A 22146-nucleotide genomic window follows, 5' to 3' on the forward strand; every position below is an offset into this window, starting at 1 on the left:
CACGTCGAAGGTCCGCCGAGAATTCTCCCGTTGCGGCGGAGCCCGACGTTCCTGTTGCGCGGGTCAGACGTCGTCTCGCCCCACCCTGATGCACTTGAGGCGTTCGAGGGTGATGTCCTCCTCGCCGCCGTCCTTGCGCATCGCATCGACGGCGGCCTGGCAGACGAGCTGAGACAGTTGCTTGAAGTAGCCGCCGGTCTGCCGGTGCAGGTCGGTCGCGTGGTTGGTCAGGCAATGCGCGCTGAGGTTGCGCAGGCACAGGTTGTCCTCGAAGCCTTTGAGGACGCTCAGCCAGGTGTTCTGGTCGGCTCCGTGATAGTGGATCGGATCGAGCCAGGTCACGGGCAGCAGGCTCGGCACGGGCTCCCTCGACGGCGGGAGCTTGGGCAGGCCGGCCTTGGCGCGCTGCTTCGCGACGCGTTCTCGGAGCCCGGCCTCAGCGCTCGTGAGATGGTCTGCCCTGACCCGGGCGGCCTGGACGATGCCCGCTGCTCCTGTGCCGCAGAAGATGACCGCGATTCCGTAGCGGCTGCGCAGGAAGTCGAAGTAGTGCAGCACCGGAGCGAGTTGGTCCGGGGTGGTGCGCTGGATGTCGTCGATCAGGATCATGCGGGTCTGGGAGCGGGCCAGGACGTGGGTGACGGGGTAGGTCAGGTCCGGCAGGCGTCTTTGGTCGAGCAGCGCCTGCTCGTCCTTGGGCGGAGGGTTGAGGCCCAGGAAGCAGGCGATCTCCCAGACCCAGGTGATTTTGCCGTCGGCATCGATCGGCGCGGTGATGTGGACCACTGGGATCCGGCCCCCCTCCTTCCCCGACACTCGGGCCTGGTATTCGCGTCCGATCGCCCGCAGGGTGAAGGACTTGCCGGTCCCGGGAGGGCCGTCGATCACCATGTCGAGGAAGCCCTCCGCTCGGAACTCGTTCGCGCGGAAGGCCAGTGACGCCTTCAGCAGGGCCTTGTCGAACTCGGGGTGGGAGACGAGCCGCAGGTGGCTGTTGTAGATCAGGCGGGCCTCGTAGGTGGTGAACGTGGCGAGCTCCGGCTTCGGAACCTTTTCGTATACGTACCGGTTCCAATCGTCGCGGGTGAACAGATTCCGCATCCGCAGCGGGGCACTCTGCGCGTGGGCCAGGACCTGTTCCTGGTCTGGGGTGAGGGTGGCTGCTTTCACGTGTATTCCTCGGGGGTGGGAGCGCGGCAGGGACGGGAGTTGCTCAATGAGGTGGCGCACTGGCCCCGCCGTCGGCCTCCGGGGGATCCTGCGGGTGCGGCGCCATCGGTGCCAGCCCGGCGGAGGGTTCCGGGAACGCGGTGATCGTGTCCAGGTCGATGTCGGCCAGGCCCGCGTACGGGTCGGGTTCCGTCGCCGGGGCCGGGGCGTGGACCGGGCGGTCGGGAGCGGCAGGCGCGGAGGGCACCTCGCGCCCGCGGACGGGCAGGGACGGGAAAGCGGTGATCGTGTCCAGGTCGACCTGGGGCAGGTCCGCGTAGGGGTCGTCGGGGGTGGTGTCCTCGACGTTCAAGGGCCAGCCCTGGAACGGGATGATCGGGCCACTGCGCCGCCGGGGGCCCTTGCGGCTGCGGGCGCGGCGTTCGCGCATCGCCACCGCCAGCGAGGCCTCGTCGACGGGCCGGCCCGCCTCCTGCTCCCGCAGTTGGCACTCCTGCCACATGTACTGTGTCCAGGGGTTGGTGAGCAGATACGCGTGGACGAACTGGCAGCGGATCCAGTGCCCGTCGCCGCGGTGGTCGTACAGCCAGGCCACCTCCGGCCGGTACGGGTTGTAGGTGGCCCGCCACTTGTCGCCGTGCTCGGCGAACCCGGACGGCAGCCCGGCCAGCGCCCGCAGCCGGCCCTTGGGGTCCTGGTAGGTGCGGTTCTCGATCTGGATGCCCTTGTCGGTGACCTTCACCCAGGCCGGGATGAGCAGATGCCGGCAGTCCTGGGGCGACAGCGGCCGCGGCCGGTAACCTGTCATCGCCGCCAGGTGCCCGTACATCTCGTTGGGGGACAGCTCCCGTCCTGGTAGGACGGGGCTGCGTAGCCCGTCGTGGGGAGTCTGCTGGTACTCCAGCGCGATCCACTCCTCGGCGCACTCCTGCAACTCGTTGATGGTGCGCAGCGGCTGCCGCTCTACACCGCGGCCGCGCACCTGGTGGCTGCGCCCGGTCCAGCCGGGGACGTACTGGCTGAAGCGGTCGGCCAGGGTGGGGAAGAAGCGTTCGCCGAGCGGCTTGTCGGTCGGTGTGTCCTTGCGGGCGTAGCGCAGGGTGATGCCCAGGAAGTCGCAGACGTCCTCGAAGTACCCGCTCACATACGGACTGCCCTGGTCCACGATGATGGTGCGCGGGTGGATGACCGGCCTGGCCGCGGTGGCCTCGGTGAACCGCGGATCGGCCGCCTGCAGTTGGGCGAACGGCAGGGCGGACATGGCGGCCGCCGTCAGCGGCGACCAGCCAGGCCGTGTCGGCATGGGGGAGAAGCACTGTGCCAGAGTCATGACCAGGTCGATGGACTTCGTCGACCGGCCCCCGACCCTGGGGCCGCCTGGGCCGGCCTCGCCCAGAATCGCGGGCACGATCATAAAACCCGCCATGGATCGGGTGGCGACGTCGATCAGCCCGGTCGCCTCCGCGGAGATCACCTCGCCGTTGTCCCCGAGAGCCTTGATGTGCAGGGGAGTGGTGTCCATCTGCATCACCTCGCCCGGCTGCAGGGCGACGGACGGCGTGTACGGGGGCGCAGGCTTGCTCGCGTGGCTGGCGCGCTGCCGGGTGGTGCCGCGCACCCGGTCGGACAGCCCCAGCTCATGCATGCGCTTGTAGAAGATCGACTCCGGCAGTGCGAGGCGCTTGCGTTCCTCCGGGTCCTTCAGCTCCTCCTTGAAGCGCAAGGTGATCAGGTCCTGCACGGTCTCGTAGTAGCTGCCGATCGTGCCGCCGGACTGCCGTGACCGGATCGCCACGGCCTCGTGCATGAGCGAGATCACCCGTGGATCGGTGCGCCCCCCGGGCCTGGGGGCCTTGCCTTTGCGGCCGTCCAGCAGCAGCACCAGCGGGTTCTCGTTCGCCCGCTTCCAGGCCAGCCGCTTGCTTTCCAGTGCCCGGGGCTTGATGTGGATGTCAGCCGCCGCGAGTTCCTCGGACTTCGCCTGGTAGCGCTGGGCCAGGGTGGTCGTGGCCGGGTCGTAGCCGTGTCGTGGGATCAGGCGGCCGGGGCGAATCCCGGTCTCGATCTCCTTCATGTGCCCGTGCCACCACAGGGCCTGGTCGCGGTCCACCTTCGACGCCGCCTCCAGCACGATGTGCAGCGGCGGCAAACCGGAGGCCTGCTGCGGCTTACCTTCGCCGTCCAGGACGCAGAAGTCCTCGGACGCGACCAGGTCCCGGTACAAGCACGACACCGGCACACCTGCATCGCCTGCGGGCATCAAGCCGACCTCGGGGCCGGCGTACCGGATGACCTCGTAGCGGGTGCCCTGCCAGCGGATCTGGTCACCGAGCCGGACACGGTCGGACTCGAACCAGCCGGTCAGCTCCCGGGGCATCGCTTCGCCCCTGCCGTCCACGCCAGTGCGGTCGGCAGCAGCGGCGCATCCCAGTCCATGAACAGACGCCGCTGCCACACCAGCCGCCACGCCAGGTCCAGCCCGGACAGCTCAGGCAACCCGCTGGCCGCGACACGGTCCAGCACCCGGCTCGGCTGGGCGAACGCCGCCAGCAGGGCGCGCTCCTCCTGCCGGGTCACCGGGAACGGCTGACGGAAACCGGCCGCCCACTCCAGGTTGGCGAGCCGAATCCCGCGCGGCACGGACCGTTCCTGCACCCTCCAGCCCGCCTGCTGCGCCACCTCGCCCACTACTGCCAGCCGCTCGCGCCACTGCGGGCCCGGTTTGTCCGGGCGCACCACCACGACCGTACGGCACCCGTCGGCGGTCCGTGCCACGAAGTCGGGACGCCACCGCCGCCTGGCCTTTCCGACCTGCCAGTGCAGTTCGAGCGGCTCCCCGCTGAACCGCACCACGTCCGGGTCGAAATCCATCTCCAGGGCGACCCGGGTGCGCCGCAACGACCCGCAGACCACCGATGAACGGTTGGTCGAGGACCACCAGCGCGTGATGACGCCCTGCCGACCGTGGTAGGCCACCGGATCGGTGGGCGGACGCCGCTCCTCCAGCGGCACCATCGCCAGGTCGACGGGTGCCGAGCACGTCAGTTCGCCGGCCTGATCCAGGTGCCAGCCCATCGCGTCCGTCATGAGCCTCCTCTCTCTCGATGGTCACCACAGTGGAGACCATCGGGACGCCTCCGCGGCCCTTCGGCCGCCTGTTCCCTCGAAGGTGTGAACGATCCCTGTCCATGCGTCCCTTGACCTGCCACGACAGCACCAGGGAGTGCGCACGGCTCACAGATCGCCCGGTGCGGTGCCCAACTGCCAAGGCAGGCAAGAACGCTGCTCCAGGGACCCGGATGAGGCAGCGACCCGGGTGTGGCCCGGCGGCAGCGTGAAACGGCGGTCCCGCAGCGTCGGATGCATCACCGGCACGGGCGGCCGGTGATGCCGGGTCAGCCACTCCAGGACCGGTGCCGTCACGAACTGCTCGTCCAGCCCCCAGGCCGTCCCCATCGACTCCACCTCGTACAGCAGCAGGGAACGCGCCTTGGACCCCCGGGGCACCTTCCGCTCGTAGCGCATCATGGCCTCGGTCAGGTCGACGGCCTCGGGATAGATCACTAGCGGAGCCACCCGCAGGTCGCGCCGCGCTAGCCCGGCAGCCTCGGCCCGCAGCTCCCAGCGCTCCACCCCCGGCACACGCGTCCACCAGTACACCGCGACGTGGAACGCGTCTGCGAACAGCCCCGGACCCGCCTCGGGAAAACGCCGCTGCAACCTCAGCCGCTCCCGGTGTGCGCGCACCACCGCGGGCAGGCCGTCCAGCCGCACCCGCGCCGGATCGTCGCTGCGGGAGGAGTCCGTCCAGCGCCCGTGGCGCAGGCACACCCGCCACCGGTCCGGCCACAGCAGCCAGACCGGCTCGTCGACCATGTGGCGGGCGGCGCACAGATCGCAGCCGCGGACCACGTACGCCTCCCCGGCAGGAGGCTCCCACGGCCATTCCCAGCGCGCGGTGCCCTCGTCGCCGCGCAGCAGGTACCGATCCGCCAGCCCCGACAGACAGCGCTGCAACTCGTGTGGCTGGCGGTCCGTCAGCACGGCCAGATATTGCAGGCCCGCCTGGTTCACATACATCTCGGTGAAGCGTGGGTCGACCGCTTTGCGGCCGTGGCCCACCCGGTCCAAGAACGCGTCCAGTTCCAGGCCGTTGCAGTGAGCCAGTCGATTCACGAACGAACCCGTCGACTCGTCCGCCAGAGGCCGGACCTGCAAAGGGAGTCGGTGGGTCGGCCCCCATAGCTCCAGCCAATCCGTGAGCATCGTACTCCGGTTGTTCTCGTTCCGATGGCCTTGGCCATCTATCGTCCTCGTCCGGTGGCCGAACCCGGTCAGGGTCTGCGAGAACTACTACACGATCGAGTGAAACCCTCGCATTCATACACCGCAGCGACCACTCGTGACCACACGCTCGAAGTAGCCAAGCCCGCACGTCCTTTCGGGAGACGCAGTGGCCGCGACGACTATTGACCATGATCTGCTTACGGAACTGCGTGCCCACCAGCGCCTCGCAGTGGATATGTGCATCAACGCGTTCGCCACCGGCGCGCCACGGATCAATCTGCATGCCGCCTGCGGAACCGGCAAGACCCTGATCGGACTCAACGTCGCCCAGCACGTCGCCCCCCGCGGCCGCGTGCTTACCGTCGTGCCCAGGTTGCAACTGCTCGAGCAGAGCATCGCCGCCTGGCACGGGGACGGACGCCAAGGCGCTTTCCTGGCCGTGTGCTCGCAGGGCCCGCAGGACCCCGCCCTGGTCGGCGTGATGAGAAGGCTCGAGAACATCGGGAAGCTCGCCGCTCATATCGACGCCGCCGGAGACGGGCCGGTGAACGTGTTCATCACCTACCACTCCCTGTACAAGCTCGCGCAGGGGCACGCGGACGGCCTCCTGCCCGCCTGGGACCTGATCATCGCCGACGAGGCCCATCGCACCGCCGGCTCCCTCGACAAGGACTGGGCCGTCGTCCACGACAACGACGCCATCCCCTCGCGCCGCCGCCTCTACATGACCGCAACTCCGAAGAACGTTCACGACCCCGAGCGCAACGACGACGTCACCTGCGAAGTGGCCTCCATGGACGACTTGAGCCTCTACGGGCCCGTCGTCTACCGGATCTCGCTTGCCGAATCCATCGACCAGGGTCTGCTCGCCGACTACCGCCTGGTCGTCATGGAGATCCACGACGACCAACTGCGCAAGATCTTGGGCCGCGACTGCGACATCCACCACGACTCCGAAGGTACACGCGTAGCAGCAGCCCAAGTCGCCCTGTCCTACGCGATGCGCAAGTTCAACCTCACACGCACTCTGTCCTTCCACTCGCGCATCAAGTCAGCGGAACTCTTCGCCGAGACCCTGCACGAGACCGCCGCGCTGATGCCGGACGGCGGCCCCGGGTCCCTGTGGACTGGTACTGTCTCGTCTCTTCAGGACCGCTTCGACCGACTCGAGACCTTCGCTCAGTTCGCCGGCCACGCTCCGGACAACCCCCGGGCCCAGCGCCGGGTGCTCACCAACTCACGCATGTGCCTGGAGGGCTTCGACCTGCCCGCGATCGACAGCATCATGTTCGCGGACCCCAAATCCAGCAGTATCGACATCGCACAAGGCGTCGGACGGGCACTGCGCCAACCGCCCGGCACCGGCAAGATCGCCACGATCATCGTTCCGATCTACCTCGCCCCCGGAGAAGACCCGGACAAGGGCATGCGGGGCAGTCCCTACTGGCTGCTCTACCAGGTCATGATCGCACTGAAGGTCTACGACGAGCACGTCGTTCGCCGGGTCGAGCGCCTCGAACTCGACGAACTGGTCAGACGCTTCCCCCCGCCCGCCGCCCGCCCGGAGCGCGCCGACGAGATCATCCCCGTACTCGCCCTCAATGCCCTCGACCCGCACAACAGCGTCTGGCACCTCGGGCTGGGCAGTGCCGAGCGCTACCACGCTCGCCACGGGAACCTGGACGTACCCAGCCGCTACCTCGGCCCCGATCGTTTCTACCTGGGCTGGTGGCTCGGCCACCAGCGCTCGCTGCGCATGAACGGGCTCCTGCTCAACGAGCGCATCGACGCCCTTGACGCCTACGGCATGCGCTGGGAACACCCGCGCCGCAGCATCGAGTTCCACCTGCAGACCGCCCGCGAGTACACCACCTGCCATGGACACCTTGCCCCCCTGGCGGACGAGACCTTCCAAGGCACCCGCATCGGCCGCTGGGTATCGCGGTGGCGAAAGGAAGCCCACGACAGGACCCTGCCCCACCCCTACATACGTGCCCTGGACGAGATCAACCCCTGGTGGAACGCGCCCTGGCCCAAGCAATGGCAGCACACCTACGTCCGAGCCCTCGCGGCCACCCGCACCGGTACGCTTGGCTTTCCCGGCCTGCGTACCACCAGTGACGACCCGTTGACCGACTGGCTTGACAGCCAGATCGACCTCATGCCGGGGCTGCACCCCGACCAGAGGAACCTCCTGGGCGCCCTGCCCTTCGACCACCCACTGGCTCTTCTGCTGCGGCGCCCCCGCAGCCCCGCAGAGCGCGTCTTCACCGAAGGCCTCAGAGCAGCACGTATCTTCCGGCGTGAACACCAGCACCTCGACGTCCCCTACTACTACGTCACCGAACAGGCCGGGCACCGATTCCGCTTGGGCGAGTGGATCTCGCGGCAGCGCCGCGACGCCGCCCAGCTCACCCGCAGCCAACTCGACGCCCTCGAATCACTGCACATGCGGTGGATCCCGAGGCAAAGCCCGCCGTGGGATCCCGGCGACGCGTGGACAGCCGGGTGAGAGAGCGCATGGGACGCGCCGCACAGCCCGAGCTCAGGAGTTGGCTCCCGCCCCATGCGCAGACAAGCATGGGGCGGGCCGCGTCGGCTGACTCGATGGAGATCCAGGCTGCCGACCCTGACCACCGCATCCGTAAGTTCATGTACTTCTGGGCCCGGTCGCGTAGGTGGTGCAGCAGCGGGATCACCTCCCCGCGCACTGAGTCCAGGGCACTCTCCCGACCACACCGACGACATCTTGCGCCGGGCAGGGACGCAGTGGATCAACGTCGCGGAGCCCAGGCATCGAAGGGGGGGTCTGTACGGTTACCGGTGGGAAGTCCCGTACAGGAAGCCTTAGTTGATGACTATCGTGACGAATGAGACGGGGCCGCTGCGGCGGCCGTGCCTGGACCCGACCGACACCGGCCGCAAGCGCTGGGCCATCCGCTGGAAGGCGGCACTCAACGCCTTCGACATCGCCTTCGACGGACGGCTCTCCGCCGCCCGCCGCTGAACCCCATCAATCAACTTCCCACCGCTCGCTGGACAGACCCGTAGACCGTGCCGGCCGCACCGGTGAGGGACTGGCTGCGACATCGACGAGGCGGCGATAGCGCTGAGAGTCCTCGACCGGAAGCTGAAGAGGCCGCGGGCTGACGACTCTTGCGGGCAGCCGTGGGACTTCGAGCTGAAGCAGCTGGCCTCCTACGTCGCTGGCCGCGGCATTGATCAGCCAGTGATCTTCTGAAGCACCCTCTGTTCCTGCTCGCGGCAGGGGTAGCCATGCCGAAGCCTTCGTCGTGGGCTGCTGTGAGCCTGACATGCCTGGGAGTCAGATCGGCATGAGGCTGCCCCGCGGCCACGGTGAGCGCAGTGCTGCGGTTCAAGGTGCTGGATCACGAGGCGGCCGTGCCTGATGCATGTGACGCACGTCCGCCGACGGCTGCCGCAGCGCACAGCAGAGCTGCATCTGCGTCAGCAGCCCCTGTAGCGGGTGACGTCCGCGTGGCGTGTGGGTGCCCGTCGAAGCCTTCGCCCCGCCGACCACTCAGTCGTGGGCAGCGCGTCGAAACCCCACAAGCTGGGGCCCATCGCAGCACTCAGGCAACAAAACAACAATATGTTTTCTCGTTGTATCGTTATGCTAGGGTGGTTCCATGCCCCGCAATCCCCACCAGCAGGCACGTGACCGCCTCAAAGACCTGAGCGAACGCCCCGACGTCAACGCCCCCCAGGCCCGCTGGCCCCAGGCCCGGCAGCTGGAACTGGACGCGGCCCTGCTCGGCAAGGTGCTCCAGGCCACCGCGAACCACCACTCCAACGAGCAGCTCCCGGACGTCAGCACGAAAACTCAGCGCCGCGCTCTCCTTGTTCGAGCAGATCCGCACCCAGGTGGACCGGCTGGAGACCCAGATCGTCATCGAAGCCCGGCGCCGCGCATGGACTGGAAACAGATCGCCCCCCACCAGGCCTGGGCTCCTCCCAAGCCGCCTCCCAGCGCTACCAGCGAATGATGACCCGCCTCGAGGAAATCCGCCAAGGCGTCCGCTGACCGCATGCCAGATCCGTCCCACCAAGGAGGTGCACCATGACCGACTCCACACCCCCGATCTTCGACGCCGTCGACGCCCTGCTCGAAGCGGTGGCCAACTGGCGCCGTCCTCCCACCACCCCCCGAGCGGATCGGCTGCGCCGAGCGGCAGGGCTGACCGAAGCCGCCGTCGCCCAGGCCCTCAAGGTCCGCCCCGCCAGCCTCACCTCCTGGGAAGCAGGCCGCAGCGAACCGGCAGGCGAGAAGTTCGACGCCTACCGCCGGCTCCTGGAAGGACTTGCAGCCAAATTCCCCGCCCCGCCCCGCCTGCTCCGACCGCCGCGCCACCCACGACCGGCCCTGCCGCGCCGCCGTCCGCGCCCCGCACAGCCCACTGCCCGCCGACTTGACACCCAGCCCCGCCGCTCCCGCCCAGCCCGGCCGCCCCGCACAGCAAGTCCCGGCCGGACCCGCCGAGAAGAAACCGACACACGCAGCCACCGCCACCGCAGCCGACAGCGATCCGCGCTTCACCAACGGCCCGCTGCTGGTCCTAGACGGTGACGGCAACGCCCACGGCATCGGCGGCCTGGTCCTGACTTGCTCAGCCACCACGATGGCCGCCCTGGTCGAGTGGACCCTGGAACACGCCCGCGTCGGCGCCCTGCGGCTGCACCCCTCCGGCAAGGACGACGACCCCCTCGTAGTCCTCACTGCGTCGGCGGCCGCCAAACTGGGCCTGCCCCTGGAGCTGGAGGACCGGCGCGGCCTGCGCCTGCCCGACAACCACCCAGTGGTCAAGCACCTCACCAAAGCCAAATGGCAGCTCACCAGGCGCGGCTTCGGCCCCTGGGCCCGCATCTACCGCCCCGTCGACGGCGGCCGACGCGCCTGCGTCCAACTCGCCGTCCTGCCCTGGGGAGCCCTGGACGCCCGCGACTGGGGGAAGGACTTCATCATCCGAGTAACCGACGGCACCGCCCACCCCGCCGAGATCGCTCATGCCTCACCAGCTACGCCACGCTGCTCCTGACCCCGCGCGGCAGCGGTGCGACCTGCGGGTCGCCCTGATGGAGGCGCTGCGCCCGCCGACCCGCGCCGTCCAGGACAAGCAGACCGGTACATGGTCCTCCGGTGCGATGCCCGGCTCGCTGCCGATCGCCACCGATCCGTCGCCGGTCGCTGCCCCCGATGAGCACCCCCTGGTAGCAGCCCTGTACCCGCGCACCCACCACCGCACCGCAGACCAGGTCATCGACGAGGAAGCCTACGAATGGGTCCGCGACCCCGAACTGCTCACCGACCGCGAGTGCGCGCTGCCGTGGCGGTCGGCATCGACATCAACATGGCGTTCGGCGCCGCCGCCAACCGCCTCCTGGTCGGGCTGGGCGAAGCGGTCCACCTCACCCGCCCGCAGTTCGACCGCAAGCTGCCGGGGGAGTGGCTGGTTGACTTGTCCGCCATCACCCTCGATGCGCGTCTGCCTTCCCCGTTCACCCCCAGCGGCGTCGCCCCGACCGGACCGGCCTGGTACTCCACCCCCACCCTGGCCTACGCCCACGAACTCGTCGACACTCTGGGCCTGGGCGTGCGGATCACTCCGATGGAGGGTTGGCTGCGCCCGGATGCCAAGCAGTTGGCCCAGCTCGGGGTCCCGGTGCCGCCGGCCCCGTGGCAGGCCGGGGACGAGGCGCACCTGGAGCGGCTGGGTCTGTCGGAACTGACACCGAGGGCGCGGCAGTTCCTGCAGACCGTGCCGCGCTTCGCCAACGGCCCCTACCTGGACCCCTGGTACACCCGGATCCGCGAGGCATACATGACCGTCATGGCCCAACTCGGCGTCACCGCAGGCATGGAACCGGCTGCCTTCCTGACCGCGATGGCAGACCACAAGGAGCAGGACCCAGCTCTGGCCGCCGTCCTGACCGCGATCAAGTCGACCGTCAAGGGCGGCGTGGGCAAGCTCCGCGAGCGCCCGCAGGGCGCGCGGCACCAATTCGGCGAGCCGTGGCCCGCGCTACGGCGGCCGACCTGGAGCCCGCACATCCGCGCCGCCATCATCTCCAGTGCCCGGGTCAACATGCACCGCAAGATGCTCGCCTGGGCCTCGAAAGCCGACCTGTGGCCCCTGGCCGTGCTGTCGGACTGTGCGGTCTACCCCTCACCTGGCCCCACCCCGCTGGACTTCGTGCCCACCACCCCCGATGGCAAGCCCCTACCCGGCGGCTTCCGCCTCGGCATCAGCCCCGGCATGGTCAAACTCGAAGGAGCCCAACCCCTGCTGTGGGCAGTTCAGCTGATGGACCAGCAGCTCAACCCGGCCCGGCACATCAAGGGCACCGACGCCGCCACCGACGGAGAATAGGACACAACCGTGGGCACCATCGGCGACAGCCTCCAACGAGCCGCGCAGGCGACGTTCACCCGCAAACCACCCGCCACCACCCAGGCCCGAACCGCCTACCTGGTCAAGCAGTTGAAGGGAACACGAGCGGTGGCCGACCTCCTGGGGGTGTCCCAGCGCTCCGTGGAGCGATACCTGCAGGGCACCCGCAAGCACCCGCCCAAGGACATCGCCGAACGCATGGACCACGCGGTCAAAGCCCGCTGGCAGCCACTGGTCCGCAAACGCGCCGCCCGCAGGGCCACCGACAGCGGCGGCATCACTATCGAGACCCGCGCCCAGTTCGGCTACATCGCCGCCCCCGGCACCACCGACGATGGACGGCTGCGCCGGATCACCGAGCGCCTGCCGCCGGCCTACGCCGCCCGCCTCTTCGCCGCCCAGGAAACCGGCGCCCGGAGCGCGAGCTCCAGGACATCGTCGCCGAGGGCCTACAGGAGGTCTACTTCAAGGACGGCGGACGCCGTGCTGAGGGGCTGCTCGTTCGCTTCAACGACATCGACTACTTCGACATCGACTACTGACCTGCGGCTTGAGCCGCCGAGCCGTGCCACGGTGCTTGGAACCTGGCCCAACTTGTTGAGCCTGTTCTGCCAGCCTCTCGGTGCTGGGATGGGTGTTTTCCGGGTGTTGGGGGTGGGTGGGGCCTGGTGCGGCTACGGTGGGATCGAAGCTGAGCTGGGACGGTGCCTGGTCGCGCTGTCGCGCTGGATTACGGGGGTGTGGCGTGGTCGATCCCATGTCGATGTCAGCGGTTTTGACGTTCCTGGGGTCGTTGAACCTCTCGCTGGGAACCGAGGCGGGCCGGTCGTTGTGGGAGTCGGCCGGGGTTCTGGCTCGGCGGTGCGCCGGGCGCCCGGTACCCGCTCCGGTCGGTGCGACCGGGCGTGAGGACGTGGCCCGCGTGCTGGCCGAGGGCGCGCGGCGCGATCCCGCTCAGGCGCGGGCGCTGTCGGCGTTGATGCGCGGCGTTCCGCTCCCGGCCGCAGCGCGTGGCGTGCCACGGCTCCTGCCGGCGTCGAGCCCGTTCTTCAAGGACCGCCAGGACGCGTTGAAGATCCTGGATCGGGAATTGTCACGTCCGGGCGAGGGGCGGCCCCGGGTGGTGAACATCCACGGCCCGGCGGGGATCGGCAGTTCGACGCTGGCCGTCCACTGGGGCTGGCGCGAGGTCGGGCAGTTCCCGGACGGGCAGGTGTACCTGGACCTGAACGGCGCCTCGGCGAGCGCGGCGCTGCCCGTCGGCACCGTGCTGCACCGGGTCTTGACCCAGCTCGGTGTGGACAAGGACGCGATCCCGCCCGGCGTCGAGGACCGGATCGGCCTGTACCGCACCTCGGTCGCCGAGCGGCGCCTGCTGGTGGTGCTGGACCACGTCCACTCCGCCGCGCAGATCCGTCCCCTGATCACCTCCGCCTCCGGCGTCGTCGTGGTCGCCGTCAGCCGCCACGCCCTGGTGGGCCTGGACGCGATCCGCGTGCCGGTGGGACCACTGCCGGAACAGGACGCGGTCCACCTGCTCGGCGACCTGGTCGGCAAGCAGGCACTCGCCGCGGCCCGGGCCACGCTGCCGTCGGTCCTGGAGCGCTGCGCGGGCTCCCCATGGGCCCTGCGGGCCTGCGCCCCGGCTCTCCTCCAGCCGACCGGACAGGCCACCGCGCCGGACGAGTCGGCGACCGACCCGCTCCACGCAATCCTGGACCTGGTCTACGCCAGCCTGCCGCCACACCTGGCGGTCGCAGTGCGGTCGCTGGCTCTGCGCCCCTGGCCGACCCTGACCGTGACGGTCGCCGCAGCCGCCCTGGACACCGCTGCGGAACAGGCCGCAGGGGTCCTGGCCGAGCTGGCGGAGCGTCAACTTCTTCAGGGCGCCGGGACCGACCGGTACGTGATGCGCCCGCTGGTGCGCCAGTTCGCCCAGGATGCTGCCCTGCGCGAGGACACTCCCGCGCGGCGGGCCGCCGTGGTGGAGCGGACGGTCGCGGAACTCGTGCGGTTCGCCATCGAGGCCGACCTGGCCGCTCTGGACCGGCGCTGGCACCTCGGCCCCCGCTACGACGAACCCGACCAGGCAGGCCAGGCACCGCGACCGGCGGCCTACCCCGGTCCGGGCGAGGCGCTGGCCGCGCTGGAAGCCGAGCTGGGCAACCTGCTGGAGGCTGTACGCACGGCCGAGAGCCGTGACGACGCCGAGACGGTGTTCTACCTCTGCCAGGCGATGTGGCCCATCCAGCTCAAGGCCGGCCACGTGGAGGAGATCCTGCCCGCGCTGCGCACCGGTGTGCGCCTGGCGGACAGGGCGTTCCCCGGCACGGACATGGCGGGGCGGGCGCACACGCAGCTCGGACTCGCGCTGAAGGACCTGCGGCGCGACCAGGAGGCGCTGGCGCAGCTGGAGAGCGCTGCTGACGCCGACCGGCTCGCCGGTCACCTGCGTGGGCAGGCCACGGCGGTGGAGTCGCTGGGTCTGCTGCGGCTGGGCCAGTGGGACCACGAGGCGGCCCTGCCGTTGTTCCAGGAGGCGGGCAGGATCCTGGAAGCGATCAGGCCGGGGGAGCGCGGCTTCGAGGACGTGCCCCGGGCGCGGGCCCTGCTGGAGCGTCACCAGGGTCGGGCGCTGCGCGGACTGGAGCGGCTGGACGAGGCGCGTGAGCGGCTGCTGGTCGCGCTGCGGTTCTTCCGCGGCACCGCCGAGGCATACAACACGGCCCGGACTTTGACCGACCTGGCCGCCGTGCTGCTGGATGCCGGGACGCCGAGGCGGCCCGGCCCATGGCCCAGGAGGCGTTGGCGCTGCTGGAGGCGGAGCACGCGCTCGCTCACCTGGAGTACGCGCGGGCGCTGCTGGAACGGTGTGTCAGCGAAGCACGGTGAGTGAGACGGCATGGGTGCTCGTACCGGTCCTCACCGTCAGCGCGTCCAGCACGTCCGGTTCGCCGTGGGTGCTGCCTTCGGTGAGCAGAGCGAGCAGCGCGGAGGCGTAGAGGGTGGGATCGGCCGTCGTTCCCGGGTCGGCGTCCAGGACGAGCAGCCGCCCGGCGCGGGTGCGCATGGTGCAGCTGCCGGGGCCGGTCACGTAGACCGCCAGCGCGCATTGCGGATGGCGTGCGAGGACCTCGGCCGTCCACTGCGAGGGTGACCCGAGGCGGTGGTCCATGTCGGCGCCGTGGCGGAAGATGACGTCGGCCAGGTCGAGCAGACCGGGGTCCAGAGTGTCCTCGTGGACGGCGGTGTGGATTCCTCCCTCCCCGGCCGGTTCGTGCGGCGGGTCGCTGTAGCGGGTGACCGCCACCTGCGCCGGGCCCAGGACCTGGGTCAGGACCCGGAGCGGGAGGTGTGCGCGGCGGGCTGGTAGGCGGGCAGCGGCAGCGGGTCGAGCAGAGCGGCGCGCGCTGGCTCGGGGATCGCGAGCAGCTCGTAGAACAGGCGGCGCAGTAGGGCCGCGGCCTGGCCTGGAACCGAGGTCGTCAGCTCGGCCGGACCGGCCAGGGGGATGTGCTCGGCTAGCAGCCGCTCCAGTTGGGGCCGCAGTGCGGCGGCTGGGTCCAGCGGCGGGCCTGGCTGGTGAACAGGCCCACCGGGGAGTCGGGGTCCAGGACCTCGCCGGATGCCGCGCCCAGGAGGACGGGCAGGCCCAGTGCCGCGGCGTAGTAGCTGACGGATCCGAAGTCCCCGATCACCGCGTCGGCGGCGATCAGGGCCTGCCGCCAGCCGTCCAGCGGATCGATCAGGGTCAGTCCGTTGCGGCAGGCCCGGTCCAGCCAGGTCCGGATCTGGCCGGTGCCGTGTCCGTGCCAGATGTTGGGGTGCAGCACGGCGGCCACCCGGTACTCGTCCGGGCAGCTCGCGGGCCAGCCGCTCCAGCAGCCAGGGCAGCACGTCGTACTCGCCGCCATTGCCGAACAGCGACTGCGGGTTCCAGGTGGAGTTGAGCACGATCAGCCGCTGACCGGTGCCCACTCCAGGGCCCGGCGGAAGCGATCGCGGTACGGGCGGGCGGCGAGCATCCGGTCGAAACACGGATCCCCGCCTAGGACAGCAGTCGGAGCCGCCTCGGGGCACGCCGCTTTCAGGCGTTCGAACTGCTCAGGATGGGACAGTACCAAGGAGTCCGCTACAGGCGTGCCGTCTGCGAGCAGCCACTCCCGAGAGAGCCCGAAAACCGGCGTCCGGCGTCCGGCGTCCGGCGTCCGGCGTCCGGCGTCCGGCGTCCGGCGTCCGGCGTCCGGCGTCCGGCGTCCGGCGTCCGGCGTCCGGCGTCCGGCGTCCGGCGTCCCCAGCCTCTTATTGTACCCGACACCGTGCGACAATATGGCCAATTTACCTGAAATCAGGTCGAGTTGGCCGCCGAAGCTCGCGGAGACTGCCAGATCGACAGGGGTTTCCAGAGCCTGCTCCCACGGCAGGACAGGCAGCCCGATCCGCGTGATCAGTTCCGCCACCCCGTCGTCGAACGCTGACGACCCGGTCCAAGTGACCAGCAACTGGACTCGCAGATCGTCACGGAAGAGCGGGACCACATCCAGGAGCCGCGTCGCCGAGGTCACGTTGTGCACGACGATCAGCACCTTCCGCAGCTGCCCCCGAGTAGCCCAGCGCACAGACTCAACGCCGACAGGCACCCGCTTCCAACCCACCGTGCCTGCCCCCACCCGGCTGCTCCTCCGCGGCCGCTGCCGCTGTGTCCGTGCCCCCTGTCCGATCAAGACACGATAGCCAACGAGGCCGCGGACTGATACCGGCTCACGGGACCTGCGGAGCCATTCAGCGCTCGCTCGCCAGCGCCGCGGCGCTGGGTATGAGGGGTCACGGTAGTGTCGGATGGGTCGCGCTCCCGAACCTGTCGGCCAGTTCGTTGACTTCTCCGTTGTCCTGCTTACCGCCGTGCCATTTGGCTGAGACCTCCTCGAGGTGGGCGAGTTCCTCGGTGCTGACCAGGACGGCGGCCTGTGTGCCACTGCGCGATGGAGCACCGGGGTGGGGGCGGCACGGACGAGGCTTGGCTCCTGGTGCAGCTCACTTGGCTGCTGCTTGAGCCTCCTTGAGGTGGGTGCGGAACTGCTCGCGCAGGCGGGGGAGCGTGGTGGTGGCGCCGAGGCGGTGCAGGAACTCGTCGGTGCTCCAGTCGATGAGGGTTCCTTGGCGGGCGAGGTAGAGACCGAGGCGGTCGATGGCGTACTGGTCGTGGTAGTCGAGCAGGAGGTAGCCGGCGAGCTGGTAGACCTCTGCGCGGCCCAGGGTGCGGGGGCGGGTGGTGGCTTTGCAGTCGATGAGGGTGCCGGCGAGGATGAAGTCGGCGTCGGCGCCACCGAGGTCGGCGCTGCCGGCGAACAGCGGGCCGCACACCCGCTGCTGCTCCGGTAGCGCCCGCAGCGCGGCGAAGACGGGGTCGGTCAGGCGCATCTGCTCGGCGAGGTCCTGGACCACGTAGGCGGGGGTGGCGGCGACCAGGTCCTCCAGCCCGGTGCGGGGCCCGGCGGTGGTGAGCAGGCCGTGGCGTGGGTACTGGCCGCGGCGGTAGATCGCCTCGTAGTGCGCGGCCACGAAGCACAGTCGGCTGATCCGCTCCTGGTGGCCTGTGTCCGGTGCGGCCAGGTACTGCTCGATCTCGGTGAGGAGGTCCCCGCCCGCCGCGCGCAGTGCCGCGCACACCCCTTCGGCCGGTGCGTCGCGCACCATGGCCGACTCGCCTGCCAGTGCGACGCCGGCGGCGACCGCCTCTCCCAGCGGACGCCCCAGCGACAGGCGCAGCCGGTAGTCGACGGCATGGCCCAGTGCCGGCCAGTCGGGGCGCTGGACGTCGAACGGCTGCACCGGCGGCGGCAGTTTGGCCGCGCGTACGGCCAGGTCGTCGACGAGGGCGCGGTGGTCGGGCAGATGGGCGGCCATGAAGCGGGAGACGGGGGAGGCGCCGAACTGCAGTTGGCCGGTGAGGGAGAGGCGGATCATCGGGACGCCGCCGATCACGCCGTCAGCCGCGGCCTTCTGGCCGCTCTCGTAGGCGTCGATCCAGGTGATGCCGCCGGGGTCGAGCAGGTACTTGGCGCGGGTGACGGCCACGTACACCAGGCGCGCCTCGGCGGGGTCCAGGGGGAGCTGGATGCCGTCCTCGTCGAAGCCCGGCGGGTTGAAGCCGGCGCCGATGCGCACGCTGTCCCACTCGCGCCCCTTGGCCTTGTGCACCGTGGACACCACCACCCGCGCGCCCTCCTCCGGTGCCAGTCGCTCCACGGCGCGCAGGATGGTCTCGGCGCCGTAGGTGTCGACCAGGTCCACGATCGCCTTGAGGTCCATCCCCGCCTTGTCGTGGTCGACGTACTCGCGCACCTCCGGCCAGGAGGTGAACAAGAACAGCTCCGGGTGGCTGGTGCGCCGCCCGGACTGCAGCTCCAGGGCGGCGGTCGCGATCCGCGCCAGCGCCTTGCCGCCGCCGGCCAGCGCCACCGGCACGCCCTGCTCCAGGTAGGCCAGGATCTCGCTCATCGCGTCCGCGTTGCTGCGGCACAGCACCGCCTGCGCATCGGGCGCGTCTCCGATCCGCGAGTGCGGCCCGTGGCCGCTGATCTGCAGGTCCGACTCGGCGTGCTGCAGCCACCGGTTCGCCGCGGCCGCGATCCGCGCCCCGAACCGGAAGGACTGCGTCAGGTTCAGGTGCTGGGCGGGGAAGCCGCTCATCACGTCCTGCGCGAACCGCCAGGCGTAGATCTGCTGCGCCGGGTCCCCGACGCACACCCGCTGGGCGTGCTGCGCCAAGAACACCTCCTCCAGGACGGGGTTGGTGTCCTGCGCCTCGTCCAGGAGCACGAAGTCCGCCTCCAGGACCGGCTCGGTCAGCGCCCACATCTTCAGGTAGTGGTCGTGCTCGAACCGCAGCCGGCCGCGCAGCGAGCGCAGGTCCAGCCACGCCTGGTGGGCGAACGGCAGCAGGTACTTGGCCAGTTCCTCCTGGTACTGCGGGTCGACGCCGTTGACCCGTTCCATGTGGCGGGCCATGATCTCGCGGTCCGCGGTGTAGCAGAACTTCTGGATCATGCCGAGGACCAGCCGTGCCTGATGCCCCGGAGTGATCTTCCTGGTGTCCGCCACCAGGTCGTGGTCCAGCCCGAGCAGCCGCGCGGCCTGCTTGGACGGCATCCGCGGTGCGTCCAGGCGGGCCTGGTAGTGGTGGCCGCCGGCGCGGAACGCCAGGCCGTGCGCCGTGCCGCAGCGCACGTTCACTCCGAAGCGGCGCTGCGCGTCCTTGGCGATGCCGCGGTTGAACGCGATGTACAGGCCCTTCTTGCGGGTCGCCTGGCCCATCAGGACCAGGGTGGAGGTCTTGCCCGTGCCGCGCCGGCCACCAGGGCCAGGTCGCGCCCGGCCGCGAACACCTCGCGGGCCTGCTGCTGCTCAGCGGTGGGTTCCAAAACTGTTCGTCCCCTTCGTGTCGTCTCGTTCAGAGCGCGCTGCGGCCTGCCCGTGCCGGGGCCCGGGTACGCGATCAGGCAGGTCGGCCGTGGACCGGCTACCTGCTGACCGGGGGCCTGGCACGTGCTTCAGCGGTGGCGGGGCCCAGCGATCCCCGCTGCGGGTATGCGCCGACAGGGGACAGGGCGGAACACCGCGGGGTTGGCCGTGGACGCAGACATGGCGCGCACTTTAGGCGACGCCACTGACAAGTCGGCGCCCCCCGGGGCGCGTTGGCAGTGGATGCGTCCTGCGCCCCAGGGCACCTGGGGCGGCGGGTGCTGCGGCCAGGCCCTGGGCGGCGCCGTCGAGTGCGGTGACCTCTGCCGGGCTGACCTGGACCGCTGCGCTGCGGCCGCGGCTGTTCCGCGCCACCCGCGTGCGGGTGGAACCGACCCGGCGCGCCAGCGGCCCCAGGGTCCGGGAGACGGTCTGCGTCGTGGTGTGTCCCTCTGTCATGACGCCTCGTGCTGTGTCGGGTCGCGCCGGTGTGCCGGGCGCAGGCCCCCGTGGGGGGACGCTTTCGCGCAGGGCGGCCAGCCGGTCCTCGGGCACGCGGTCCTGCAGGCGGTTCGCGTGGTCTAGGAACTGGAGCCTCACACGGCGCGGGTGGTGCGCAGGACGGCCACTCCCGTGCCGTCGGCCACGCACAGGCCGCTCACCGCCAGGGACCGCCCGTCGGCGGGCTGGGCGTGCAGCCAGCGCTGGCGGACCAGGTCGGCCACCAGGCTGTCCGCGCCATCGGCCAACCGCCAGGCGCGCAAAAGCCTTGGGGCAGGCGGACCGTTCCGTTCCGGTCGGCGCGCAGCAGGCACAGCAGCGCGACCAGTCGCACCCGCGCGGGAGTGCCGGGCAGCAGCGCCGCGTCGAGGTAGGTCAGCAGCGGCTGCAGGCTGGCGGCGCCCCGCGGTACCGGGTGTCGCGGCGGCGGGGGACGCGGTTGCGCGGCGACTCGGGCTCGGGGCGCTGGGGGCAGTTGGGCGGCGTGGGGGATGGCGCGGGCACAGGCGCTGCAGGCGTCGGCGAGTTGCCAGGTCGCGCCGCCGCGGGAGCGGAAGACCGTCAGTGCGACGAGCCCCTGGCAGCCGCGGTGACGCGGGTGCCATGCGCAGCCGTGCGCGTGGCAGCGGCAGGTGCGCAGGTAGGCCGGCAGCGGCTCGGCGGCCGCGTGCTGGCCCAGGTGTCCGAGTGCGACCTGGGCGGTCTGGCGGCGTCCGCGTTCCGCGCCGGGACAACCGGCGGCCGAGCAGGTCCAGCGCGGGCGGTCGGGGGCCAGGTCGACGCGCCAGGCCCGCACCGGCAGCGCCAGCGCGAAGGCGGGGTGCGCCATGGCGCGGTCCTCCTCTCCAAGGGGAGTTCGTACGGTGCCGGTCGCCGGTGTACGGCGGTCGGCGGGGGAGCGGCGCACACCCTAGTGCAGACCTCTGCCCTGCCGCCTGCCGCCAGAGCCGAACAAATAGGGCAGACCTCTGCACTGGACAGGGCAGGGGACCCCTGCCCTGTCAGTGCAGAGGTCTGCCCTATTTGTTCGGCTCTGGCGGCAGGCGGGCAGGGCAGAGGTCTGCACTAGGGTGTGCGCCGCTCCCCCGCCGACCGCCGTACACCGGCGACCGGCACCGTACGAACTCCCCTTGGAGAGGAGGACCGCGCCATGGCGCACCCCGCCTTCGCGCTGGCGCTGCCGGTGCGGGCCTGGCGCGTCGACCTGGCCCCCGACCGCCCGCGCTGGACCTGCTCGGCCGCCGGTTGTCCCGGCGCGGAACGCGGACGCCGCCAGACCGCCCAGGTCGCACTCGGACACCTGGGCCAGCACGCGGCCGCCGAGCCGCTGCCGGCCTACCTGCGCACCTGCCGCTGCCACGCGCACGGCTGCGCATGGCACCCGCGTCACCGCGGCTGCCAGGGGCTCGTCGCACTGACGGTCTTCCGCTCCCGCGGCGGCGCGACCTGGCAACTCGCCGACGCCTGCAGCGCCTGTGCCCGCGCCATCCCCCACGCCGCCCAACTGCCCCAGCGCCCCGAGCCCGAGTCGCCGCGCAACCGCGTCCCCGCCCGCCGCGACACCCCGGTACCGCGGGGCGCCGCCAGCCTGCAGCCGCTGCTGACCTACCTCGACGCGGCGCTGCTGCCCGGCACTCCCGCGCGGGTGCGACTGGTCGCGCTGCTGTGCCTGCTGCGCGCCGACCGGAACGGAACGGTCCGCCTGCCCCAAGGGCTTTTGCGCGCCTGGCGGTTGGCCGATGGCGCGGACAGCCTGGTGGCCGACCTGGTCCGCCAGCGCTGGCTGCACGCCCAGCCCGCCGACGGGCGGTCCCTGGCGGTGAGCGGCCTGTGCGTGGCCGACGGCACGGGAGTGGCCGTCCTGCGCACCACCCCGCGCCGTGTGAGGCTCCAGTTCCTAGACCACGCGAACCGCCTGCAGGACCGCGTGCCCGAGGACCGGCTGGCCGCCCTGCGCGAAAGCGTCCCCCCACCGGGGGCCTGCGCCCCGGCACACCGGCGCGACCCGACACAGCACGAGGCGTCATGACAGAGGGACACACCACGACGCAGACCGTCTCCCGGACCCTGGGGCCGCTGGCGCGCCGGGTCGGTTCCACCCGCACGCGGGTGGCGCGGAACAGCCGCGGCCGCAGCGCAGCGGTCCAGGTCAGCCCGGCAGAGGTCACCGCACTCGACGGCGCCGCCCAGGGCCTGGCCGCAGCACCCGCCGCCCCAGGTGCCCTGGGGCGCAGGACGCATCCACTGCCCAACGCGCCCCGGGGGGCGCCGACTTGTCAGTGGCGTCGCCTAAAGTGCGCGCCATGTCTGCGTC

15 protein-coding genes and 3 pseudogenes are annotated in these 22146 nt (G+C 70.9%); 8 read left to right on the top strand and 10 right to left on the bottom strand.

Translation table 11 applies throughout. The annotated features are described in order from the left end of the window. Positions 1-63: 63 nt before the first annotated feature. From GXP74_RS20575 to GXP74_RS20590, 4 genes are all read right to left on the bottom strand, one after another. Entirely contained in the window at positions 64-1170 is a 1107-nt protein-coding gene (locus tag GXP74_RS20575; protein WP_182452902.1) for an ATP-binding protein, read from the bottom strand. A gap of 43 nt (positions 1171-1213) precedes the next feature. After that, entirely contained in the window at positions 1214-3547 is a 2334-nt protein-coding gene (locus tag GXP74_RS20580) for a DDE-type integrase/transposase/recombinase (protein WP_182452903.1), read from the bottom strand. Beyond that, the gene (locus GXP74_RS20585; RefSeq protein WP_182452904.1) at positions 3532-4257 is read right to left on the bottom strand and encodes a TnsA-like heteromeric transposase endonuclease subunit; all 726 of its coding nucleotides are present in this window, start codon (positions 4255-4257) and stop codon (positions 3532-3534) included. Before GXP74_RS20585 ends, GXP74_RS20580 begins: the two co-directional genes overlap by 16 nt. 147 nt (positions 4258-4404) lie before the next feature. Continuing rightward, entirely contained in the window at positions 4405-5436 is a 1032-nt protein-coding gene (locus GXP74_RS20590) for a TniQ family protein (protein ID WP_182452905.1), read from the bottom strand. Between the two features lie 187 nt (positions 5437-5623). On the opposite strand from GXP74_RS20590, the gene GXP74_RS20595 reads away from it, so the two are divergent. Next, on the top strand, positions 5624-7969 hold the full coding sequence (locus GXP74_RS20595; RefSeq protein ID WP_225448076.1) for a DEAD/DEAH box helicase: 2346 nt from the start codon (positions 5624-5626) through the stop codon (positions 7967-7969). Positions 7970-8320: 351 nt separating this feature from the next. Then, positions 8321-8464 (top strand): hypothetical protein, encoded by a 144-nt coding sequence (locus GXP74_RS20600; protein ID WP_182456980.1) that lies wholly within the window; start codon positions 8321-8323, stop codon positions 8462-8464. Between the two features lie 625 nt (positions 8465-9089). Here GXP74_RS20600 and GXP74_RS20605 read toward each other — a convergent pair. Beyond that, positions 9090-9416 (bottom strand): hypothetical protein, encoded by a 327-nt coding sequence (locus GXP74_RS20605; RefSeq protein WP_182452906.1) that lies wholly within the window; start codon positions 9414-9416, stop codon positions 9090-9092. 122 nt (positions 9417-9538) lie between these two features. Here GXP74_RS20605 and GXP74_RS40635 point away from each other — a divergent pair. From GXP74_RS40635 to GXP74_RS20620, 5 genes and pseudogenes are all read left to right on the top strand, one after another. Further along, positions 9539-9727: pseudogene (locus GXP74_RS40635) on the top strand (helix-turn-helix domain-containing protein); the annotation flags it as partial. 52 nt (positions 9728-9779) lie between these two features. Then, entirely contained in the window at positions 9780-10514 is a 735-nt protein-coding gene (locus tag GXP74_RS40640) for a hypothetical protein (RefSeq protein ID WP_225448770.1), read from the top strand. Positions 10515-11249: 735 nt separating this feature from the next. Beyond that, positions 11250-11846: pseudogene (locus GXP74_RS40645) on the top strand (transcriptional regulator); the annotation flags it as partial. A gap of 9 nt (positions 11847-11855) precedes the next feature. Next, a pseudogene (locus tag GXP74_RS20615) lies at positions 11856-12409 on the top strand (XRE family transcriptional regulator). 221 nt (positions 12410-12630) lie between these two features. Next, on the top strand, positions 12631-14763 hold the full coding sequence (locus GXP74_RS20620; protein ID WP_182452907.1) for a tetratricopeptide repeat protein: 2133 nt from the start codon (positions 12631-12633) through the stop codon (positions 14761-14763). On the opposite strand, the gene GXP74_RS42215 is transcribed toward GXP74_RS20620, so the two are convergent. From GXP74_RS42215 to GXP74_RS20635, 5 genes are all read right to left on the bottom strand, one after another. After that, a complete protein-coding gene (locus GXP74_RS42215) occupies positions 14743-15177 on the bottom strand; it encodes a hypothetical protein (RefSeq protein ID WP_370468445.1) in 435 nt (144 codons plus the stop codon). The genes GXP74_RS20620 and GXP74_RS42215 overlap by 21 nt on opposite strands. A 211-nt stretch (positions 15178-15388) precedes the next feature. Then, positions 15389-15781, bottom strand: coding sequence for a hypothetical protein (locus GXP74_RS42220; RefSeq protein ID WP_370468446.1), 393 nt, complete (start codon positions 15779-15781; stop codon positions 15389-15391). A 42-nt stretch (positions 15782-15823) separates the two neighbouring features. Continuing rightward, entirely contained in the window at positions 15824-16453 is a 630-nt protein-coding gene (locus GXP74_RS42225; RefSeq protein WP_370468447.1) for a hypothetical protein, read from the bottom strand. A gap of 448 nt (positions 16454-16901) precedes the next feature. Continuing rightward, positions 16902-19184, bottom strand: coding sequence for a UvrD-helicase domain-containing protein (locus GXP74_RS20630; RefSeq protein WP_255528141.1), 2283 nt, complete (start codon positions 19182-19184; stop codon positions 16902-16904). A gap of 805 nt (positions 19185-19989) precedes the next feature. Further along, complete coding sequence (locus GXP74_RS20635; protein WP_182452908.1) at positions 19990-20661, bottom strand: hypothetical protein; 672 nt, start codon at positions 20659-20661, stop codon at positions 19990-19992. 321 nt (positions 20662-20982) lie between these two features. Between GXP74_RS20635 and GXP74_RS20640 the strand changes: the two genes are divergently transcribed. Next, on the top strand, positions 20983-21861 hold the full coding sequence (locus tag GXP74_RS20640) for a hypothetical protein (RefSeq protein ID WP_182452909.1): 879 nt from the start codon (positions 20983-20985) through the stop codon (positions 21859-21861). The last annotated feature ends 285 nt before the right edge of the window (positions 21862-22146 follow it).

The sequence above is a fragment of the Streptacidiphilus sp. P02-A3a genome (assembly GCF_014084105.1).
GTDB lineage: Bacteria > Actinomycetota > Actinomycetes > Streptomycetales > Streptomycetaceae > Streptacidiphilus.

Coding starts and splice junctions, on each gene's coding strand:
- GXP74_RS20580 (WP_182452903.1), bottom strand. CDS start 3,547: ATGCCCCGGGAGCTGACCGGCTGGTTCGAGTCCGACCGTGTCCGGCTC.
- GXP74_RS20635 (WP_182452908.1), bottom strand. CDS start 20,661: ATGGCGCACCCCGCCTTCGCGCTGGCGCTGCCGGTGCGGGCCTGGCGC.
- GXP74_RS42220 (WP_370468446.1), bottom strand. CDS start 15,781: ATGGCGGCGAGTACGACGTGCTGCCCTGGCTGCTGGAGCGGCTGGCCC.
- GXP74_RS20590 (WP_182452905.1), bottom strand. CDS start 5,436: ATGCTCACGGATTGGCTGGAGCTATGGGGGCCGACCCACCGACTCCCT.
- GXP74_RS20585 (WP_182452904.1), bottom strand. CDS start 4,257: ATGACGGACGCGATGGGCTGGCACCTGGATCAGGCCGGCGAACTGACG.
- GXP74_RS20620 (WP_182452907.1), top strand. CDS start 12,631: ATGTCAGCGGTTTTGACGTTCCTGGGGTCGTTGAACCTCTCGCTGGGA.
- GXP74_RS20640 (WP_182452909.1), top strand. CDS start 20,983: ATGGCGCACCCCGCCTTCGCGCTGGCGCTGCCGGTGCGGGCCTGGCGC.
- GXP74_RS20630 (WP_255528141.1), bottom strand. CDS start 19,184: ATGGGCCAGGCGACCCGCAAGAAGGGCCTGTACATCGCGTTCAACCGC.